The sequence below is a fragment of the Cellulomonas sp. P4_H12 genome, assembly GCF_056400905.1.
Genome location: NZ_JBFUKJ010000094.1, coordinates 1 through 644, shown reverse-complemented (window position 1 = coordinate 644; position 644 = coordinate 1). Strand labels below are relative to the sequence as shown.

Annotated in this window: 1 protein-coding gene; it reads right to left on the bottom strand. The window is 75.8% G+C overall.

The features are described 5' to 3' along the window. On the bottom strand, nucleotides 1-644 hold a 644-nt coding region (locus tag AC1DQC_RS19935; RefSeq protein ID WP_477052963.1), incomplete at both ends, for an outer membrane protein assembly factor BamB family protein.

Genomic DNA, 644 nt, shown 5'->3' with positions numbered 1-644 from the left:
ATCACGGTGGTGGTGAGCACCTCGCCGTCGGGCCCGATCGCGGTGCCCGTGGTGGGACCGCTGCCGCCGGGCAGGGTGTCCTGGTCGAGCGTCTCGCCGGTCCCGGTGTCGAAGGTCAGCAGCGCCGTGGGGGCCGACGCGTCGGGACCCTCCCGCACCTCGGTGTAGCCGACGGCGCCGCCGGCCTGCGCGGACGCGCCGACCGGGGCGACGTCCCCACGTTCCCACGCCACCTCCGCGTGGTCGCCCTCGTCCCGCAGCGCCAACAGGTGCCCGCCCTCGCCGGGAGCCGGGATGATCAGCCCGTCCGCCGACACCGACGGGGTGCCCGCGGCGGGGTAGCCGAGCGACTGGTTCCAGCGGACCTGCCCGGTGGCGGCGTCGAGCGCCCAGAGCGTGCCCTGGTTGTCCCCGGCGTAGACCGTCGTGCCGTTGGCAGAGAGGCTGGGGCTCGACGAGGTGCCGCCGTCGAGGACGTCCGCGGACCACAGTCCGGTGAGGGCGCCGTCGGCGTACCGCATCGCGACCACGGAGGCCCGGTCGTGGTCGGGCAGGCGCAGCGTGAGGTAGAAGTTGCCGCTGGCGAGGTCGATCGCGGGACCGGCCGGCACCGGGCACTCGGGGGCGCCGAAGGCGCACTGGTC